General features: G+C 67.1%; 4 protein-coding genes and 1 pseudogene. All 5 read left to right on the forward strand.

Translation table 11 applies throughout. From position 1 onward, the window contains the following. Window positions 1-176: 176 nt before the first annotated feature. Window positions 177-1,157 carry an alpha/beta hydrolase gene (locus ON43_RS00610; protein WP_040802355.1) on the forward strand — a complete coding sequence of 327 codons (981 nt, stop codon included), beginning with the start codon at window positions 177-179 and terminating at the stop codon, window positions 1,155-1,157. 384 nt (window positions 1,158-1,541) lie between these two features. After that, entirely contained in the window at window positions 1,542-2,582 is a 1,041-nt protein-coding gene (locus ON43_RS00615; RefSeq protein ID WP_040802326.1) for an alpha/beta hydrolase, read from the forward strand. Between the two features lie 107 nt (window positions 2,583-2,689). Further along, window positions 2,690-4,024 (forward strand): annotated as a pseudogene (locus tag ON43_RS00620) (alpha/beta hydrolase-fold protein); the annotation flags it as partial. A 249-nt stretch (window positions 4,025-4,273) separates the two neighbouring features. Further along, window positions 4,274-5,215 carry an alpha/beta hydrolase gene (locus ON43_RS00625; RefSeq protein ID WP_245568420.1) on the forward strand — a complete coding sequence of 314 codons (942 nt, stop codon included), beginning with the start codon at window positions 4,274-4,276 and terminating at the stop codon, window positions 5,213-5,215. Between the two features lie 217 nt (window positions 5,216-5,432). After that, on the forward strand, window positions 5,433-7,394 hold a 1,962-nt coding region (locus tag ON43_RS00630; protein ID WP_083913058.1), incomplete at its 3' end, for an alpha/beta hydrolase-fold protein.

Below are 7,394 nucleotides of genomic sequence, written 5' to 3' on the forward strand. Positions count from 1 at the left end.
GGGTTCGGGGCGAAGCCCCTGAGGGCCTCCCGGGAGTGGGGATATATCACGGTTTGGTCGCGTGAGGTGTTTCGATAGCCGTTCGCTCCGAATAGGGGCCTATAGAAGTTCTCAGCGTCAACAGTTTCTGCATATCGGCAGTGGTCAACGGTGACCACGCTCTGAAAGGCGAGTCGATGCGGTCTGTTCGGGTGCTCCATGGCGCGTGGCGGCGGTCCCTGGTGGGATTCGCGGCGGCAGTTGCCGTTTCACTGTCCGGGATGGTGGGCGCGGCCCCATCGCACGCCGGATTCGATCCGGGCGGCTACGACTTCTGGGTCGATTCCTCCATGGGCCCGATCAAGTCGCGCGTCTTCCGCGCGCAGGACGGCAATACCCAGCGGGTGGTCTACGCGCTGGACGGATTGCGCGCCCGCAACGACCTTTCCGGCTGGGAGATCGACACCGATATCGAGCGCGCGCTCACCGCCTGGAACATCAATGTGGTGATGCCGGTCGGCGGCCAGTCCAGCTTCTATTCGGACTGGGTGGCGGCGAGCAACACCAATGGGCAGGCCGTGCCCTATGCCTGGGAGACCTTCCTGACCCGGGATCTGCGCAATGCGCTGGCCGCCCGGCTGGGTTTCAATCCGCACGGAAACGGCGTGTTCGGCCTGTCCATGGGCGGCAGCGCCGCACTGGTGCTGGCGGCCTATCATCCGGACCAGTTCCGTTATGCCGGATCATATTCCGGGTATTTGAACATTTCCGCGCCCGGTATGCGCGAGGGCCTGCGCGCCGCGCTGCTGGACGCGGGCGGCTACAACATCGATGCTATGTGGGGTCCGCCGTGGAGCGAATTGTGGCTGCGCAACGATCCTTTCGTTTTCGCGCCGCGGCTGCGCGACAACGGCACCCGGCTGTGGATCTCGAGCGGAAACGGCCTGCCCGGTCAGCGGGATGTGGTGCGCAGCCCCCTGGACGCCTACAACGTGGGCAATGCGATGGGGCTGGAAGCCATAGCACTCGCGAATACCCGCTCGTTCCAGGTGCGGCTGGACTCGCTGGGTGTGAACAATGCGGTCTTCGAGTTCACCTCCGACGGTGTGCACAACTGGCCGTACTGGGCCGACCAGGTCTACAAGATGCTGCCGGATCTGAGCGCCAACCTCGGTTGAGCGAATCCGCCACACCACTCGCGCGAATCCGCTCGGCCGACTGATCGAAACAGCCAAGCGGCGTGTGGCGTAAGCGATTTCCGCTTTGCCGCGACATCACGAGCGATTCGCGATATGGTCACCGCACCATTACGGTCGTATGCGATGGTGGGAATCCCCTAATCATTAAGCATGACCTTGCCAACCGCTCGGAGCGTCGAATACCCTCCAGCGAGCGCAAGTGTGACCAACCGGTGGTAGCGCTTCGCTCGCAGGGGAGTGTCGGGATTCGCTGCGAGTGCTGATCGCGCTTGTCCGCGTATGGCTTCGTCGTGCGCGCGTGCGTGATTGACAACTTAAGACACCGCAGTAGCGCAGTGCTGCGGTAGAGAAGGAGCAGTATCCATGCGTTTCGGCAGGTCCGCCGTGCCGGGAGTATCGTCGCGACGCCGTGCGCAGAGTGGCTGGCGCTCACGGTTCCTCGCCGCCACCGTCACCGCGGCGGCGCTCGCTGTCCCGACCGCTTCCTTGGCCGCCCCGTCCATCGCCACGGCCGCTCCGGCCTTCGGTCCGATGCATCGCGGCATTCCGGGCAGCTTCGAAGAACTGATGGTGCCCTCGAGCATGGGCCCGATCAAGGTTCAGGTGCAGTGGGCCAAGAACGGCGGTAGCTCCGCGGTCTACATGCTCGACGGCATGCGCGCCCGCGACGACCGCAATGCGTGGGCGAACGCGGACGAGGGCGATGCCCCGGGCATCTTCGCCAACGACGACATCAACGTGATCATGCCGGTCGGCGGTCAGTCCAGCTTCTACGCGGACTGGGCGTCGCCGTCGAACACCAACGGTCAGAAGTTCACCTACAAGTGGGAGACCTTCCTGACCAAGGAACTCCCGGACTTCCTTGCCGGCTATGGCGTTTCGCGGAACAACGTGGCCATCGCGGGTCTGTCCATGGGTGGCTCGGCCGCGCTCATGACGGCCGCCTACCACCGCGACATGTTCAAGCAGGCCACCTCGTTCTCGGGCTACCTGAACCTGTCGGCGCCGGGCATGCGCGAGGCCATCCGCCTGGCCATGCTGGACGCCGGTCGCTACAACGTCGACTCCATGGCCGCGCCGTGGAGCCCGGCCTGGCTGCGCATGGACCCGTTCGTGTTCGCGCCGCAGCTGAAGAACCTGCCGATGTACATCTCCTCGGGTAACGGCATCCCGGGCCCGCGCGACGGTGTCGGCTCCTTCGCCGACGTGTTCAACACCGGTAACGCCATGGCCCTGGAGGCCCTGGCCGTGGTGAACACCCGTGCGTTCCAGGCTCGTCTGGGTCAGCTGAACATCCCGGCCCAGTTCGACTTCACCCCGACCGGTACCCACAAGTGGGGCTACTGGCACGACGAGCTGATCAAGGCGCGTCCGGGCATGCTGTCGGCGCTGGGTCTCGCGTAATAGCAACCGCCCCCGCGATAGCGGAAGCGAATGAACCGGCCACCCTACGGGGTGGCCGGTTCTTTTATGCCTCCCCAAGATTCGCCGCAACGGGGTAGAAAACTCATGTGACAGCTGTGGCGATTGGTAGATGGGGGAGACGCGGCCGCGAGACGCTGGTCGCGCTCGCGGTAGCCACGACGGCCTTGCTGACGGTGGGGACGGCGTATGCGGAACCGGGGGTAGCGCCGCCAACGGGCGAACCGGCCAAACCGACCAAACCCGATATACGAAATGCGGTGTGGCTCAGCGATAGACGCGTGGCCCTGTGGATCGACTCGCCCTCGATGGGGACGCAGATCCAGGTGCAGCTGCTGCTGGCCCGGGACTGGAATGCCAAGCCGGATGCGAAATTCCCGGCGCTCTACATGCTCGACGGCCTGCGCGCCACCGACGATCAGAGCGGATGGACGAAAGAGGCCGGGGCGGAATCGTTCTACGCCGACAAGAACGTCACTGTGGTGCTGCCGGTGGGCGGCGCGGCCAGCTTCTACACCGACTGGAAGCGGCCCGACAACGGCAAGACCTACAAGTGGGAAACCTTCCTCACCAAGGAATTACCGCCGCTGCTGGACCGCGATTGGCGCACCACCAATGTGCGCGGCCTGACCGGGCTCTCCATGGGCGGCACCGCGGCCATGATGCTGGCGGCCCGCAATCCCGGCTTCGTGCGCTACGCCGCCTCCTTCTCCGGCATGCTCACCCTCACGACTCTCGGTATGCCGCAGGCGATCGCGTACGCCATGCGCGATGCGGGCGGCTACAACTCCGACGCCATGTTCGGCCCCGCCACCGATGCCGAATGGGACTCGCACGATCCCTACGCCCTGGCCGAAAAACTGAAGGGCCTCAGCCTGTATGTGTCCGCGGGCAGTGGCCTGGCGGGGGTCTACGACCTGCCCTCCGGTATTCCGGGGGTGAGCACCAACTGGCAGGGCATGGCGTTGGAAGTGTTGTCCCGCTTCTCTTCTCAGCAGTTCGTGGCCAAGCTGAACAAGCTGAGCATTCCGGTCCAGGTGACCTATCGGCCGTCGGGCACGCACTCCTGGCCGTACTGGGATTTCGAGATGCGGCAGGCCTGGCCGCAGGCGGCGTCCGCGCTGGGTGTGGAAGCGGCCAAACCGGACTGCGCCGCCGGCGGCGCGATTCTTCCTGTGGCACTGGGGAAGTCGTGGCTGGGTGACTGTCTCACCGCGGAGTACAAGCTGGCCGGCGGTGTGGCACAGGACTTCCGGGGCGGACGGGTGGTGTGGTCGGCGGCCACGGGCGCGCATTCGGTGGGCGGCATGATCGGCGGCGCGTACGAGGGCGCGGCGGGACCCGCTGGCGCACTCGGCTTTCCCACGTCCGACGAAACGCCCATACAGGGCGGCGTGCAGCAGGCATTCCAGCACGGCACCATCGTCTTCCACGACGGAAAGGCCGAGATACACGCCAGCTGAACCGGATACCCGCCGGTTACCTCCGAGCCGACGGTAGAGTGCACCGTTGTCCGTGACTCCCGTCACGTTGGTGTGCTTCCCCCCCTGCGGTTCAGGAGATCGATCTCTATGGCAGTACAGGGCGCTTCGTCATGCCCGCAAGGCGGTTCGATTCGGAAAAACAAGCGTGCCCGCGCCTGGCTGTTCACCCGTGCCAGGGGCTGGCGCAGGGTGCTGGCTGTCGCGGCGGCCGTGGTGGCGCTGCCCGCCCTGGCGGGGCCCGCCGTCGCGATGCCCACGCACCCGCTGCATCGCACCCCCGAGGGCGGGTTCGAGGAGCTGATGGTGCCCTCGAGCATGGGTCCGGTGAAGGTCCAGGTGCAGTGGGCCAAGCACGGCGGCGACGCCGCGCTCTATCTGCTCGACGGCCTGCGCGCCCGCGACGACTTCAATGCCTGGACCTTCGAGACCAACGCGCTGCAGCAGTTCGCCGACGACAACATCACCCTGGTGATGCCGGTCGGCGGCCAGTCCAGCTTCTACACCGACTGGCGCGCGCCCTCGAGTACCAACGGCCAGAAGTTCACCTATCGGTGGGAGACCTTCCTGACCGATGAACTGCCGTCGTTCCTGGAGGGGTTCGGCGTCTCCCGCACCAATAACGCGGTGGCCGGACTGTCCATGGGCGGCTCGGCGGCGCTGGCCCTGGCGGCATTCCATCGCGACCAGTTCAAGCACGCCTCCTCGTTCTCGGGCTACCTGAACATCTCCGCGCCGGGCATGCGCGAGGCGATCCGCATCGCCATGCTCGACGCGGGCCGCTTCAATGTCGACTCCATGGCCTGGCCCTGGAGCCCGGCCTGGCTGCGCATGGACCCGTTCGTGTTCGCGCCGCAGCTGCGCAACCTGCCGCTCTACATCTCCGCGTCCTGGGGTGTGCCGGGTGCGCACGACAATCCCGAAGGTGCCGTCGGCCTGTTCAACACCGTCAATGCCGTTGCGCTGGAAGCCCTGTCGATGGTCAACACCATCGCCTTCATGGCGCGCATGAACCAGCTCGGCATCGGCGCGCACTACAGCCTGCCGACGCGCGGCACCCATTCCTGGGGTTACTGGCAGGACCAGCTCGCGGGCGCGCGGCCCGACATCCTGGCCGCGCTCGGAGTGTCGTAAGCCCGTCATCCCGGCGCGCTTTTGGCCGGGATCCACACCGTACGGAGTGGATTCCGGCCAAAAACATGCCGGAATGACGAGCGCGTGGTCGGAAACTGGGCGGTTGCTGTAGAACGCCCGGTTTCCGTGTGTCCTACCGGGAGTCACGCCCTTCCGGAGGTACAACACTTGTGTGGCTGGAGTTGTCCGTGTGATCAATCGGGGGCGCATGCGCTGGATGGCATGCGCCGTGGCGGCGGTATTCCCGCTGGCCGCGGGCACTTTCGTGGGCTGCGGACCGGCGTCCGCCGCCCCCGAGGCCCCGGCCGCCCCCGCGGCGAGCATCCAGAAGATGACGTGGCTGACCGACCGCCGCGTGGCCGTCTGGGTGAACTCCCCGGCCTCCGGCGCACCGGTGGAAATCCAGTTGCTGCTGCCGCGCGACTGGAATGCCAAGCCCGATGCCAGGTTCCCGGTCGTCTACATGCTCGACGGCCTGCGCGCCACCGACGACGAGAACGGCTGGACCAAGGACGCGGGCGCGGCCGGCTTCTACGCCGACAAGAACGCCCTGGTGGTGCTGCCCATCGGCGGCCAGTCCAGCTTCTACGCCGACTGGCTGGCCCCCGACAACGGCCGCAACTACCAGTGGGAGACCTTCCTGGTCCGGGAGCTCCCGCCGCTGCTGGAGAGCCAGTTCCGCGCCACCGATGTGCGTGCGGTGGAAGGCCTTTCGATGGGCGGCACCGCGGCCATGATGCTGGCCGCCCGCAATCCCGGCTGGGTCCGCTCGGCCGCCTCCTACTCCGGGTTTCTCACCCTGACCTCGCTCGGCATGCCGCAGGCGGTCAATTTCGCCATGCACGACGCGGGCGGCTTCGACTCCTCGAAGATGTTCGGCCCGCCGGGCAGCCCGGCGTGGAAGGAACACGATCCCTACGAGCTGGCCGACAAGCTCAAGGGTGTGGCCCTCTATGTCTCCAGCGGCAACGGCGTCGCGGGCACCACCGATCCGCTCTCCGACATCCCGGGCATCACCACCAATTACGCGGGCCTCGGCCTGGAGGTGCTGTCCCGGTTGAGCACCCAGAACTTCGTGGCCAAGCTCGGCAAGCTGAACATCCCGGTCTCGGTGAACTACCGCCCCTCGGGCACCCACACCTGGCCGTACTGGGATTTCGAGATGCGCCAGGCCTGGGCGCAGACGGCCACCGCGATCGGCGTCGACGCCACCGCCCTGAACTGCAAGGCGGGCGGGGCGATCGGACCGGTGGTGCAGGGCAACGGCTGGCTCGGCGACTGCCTCTCCGGCGAATACCAGGTGCCCGGCGGTGTCGCCCAGGACTTCCGCGGCGGCAAGGTGCTCTACTCGCAGGCCACCGGCGCACAGCCGGTGGCGGGCGCCATCGGTGGCAGCTATGCCGGACTGGGCGGCGCGGCAAGCGGTTTGGGCTTCCCGATCGCGGGTGAGGGCGGACTGCCCGACGGCCGCGGCCGGTTGCAGCCCTTCCAGCACGGCTCGGTCTACTGGAGTCCGCAGACCGGCGCGCAGGCGGTGCGCGGGGCCATCTTCGACGAATGGTCCAAGCAGGGCTATGAGCGCGGCCCGGCCGGTTACCCCAACGGCCAGGAGGCGCGCACGCCCCAGAAGGACGGCGTGGTGCAGGGTTTCGAGAACGGGCCCATGTACTTCAGCGCCAAGACCGGTGCGCATCTGGTGCAGGGCCTGATCCTGGGCAAGTACGGTCAGCTCGGATTCGAGAACAGCCCTTACGGTTTCCCGACCGGGGACGAGAAGGGACTGCGCGACTTCGGCCGCTACTCCGCGTTCGAGGGCGGCAATATCTATTGGAGCCCGCTCTCGGGAGCGTGGGGCGTGCGCACCGGCCCGATCATGGACGCCTGGGGCGCGACCGGATTCGAGAACGGCCCGCTCGGCTACCCGATCTCGGACGAGGGCCAGCTCCCCGACGGGACGCAGCAGACCTTCCAGGGCGGGACCATCACCATTCGCGACGGCAAGGCGACCGCGGCCACCCTCGACGGACGGCCCATCAACATTCCGGGCAGCGAATCTCCCAAGCCGGCTCCGGTCCAACCACAGCCCGCCGCACAGCAACCCGCGATCCCGATCCCGGGCCTGCCCGCGATCCCGTTGCCCGCGCCTGCCGCCCCAGCACCGGCGCCCGCGGCCGCGCCC

This window comes from Nocardia concava NBRC 100430, from assembly GCF_000308815.1.
GTDB lineage: Bacteria > Actinomycetota > Actinomycetes > Mycobacteriales > Mycobacteriaceae > Nocardia > Nocardia concava.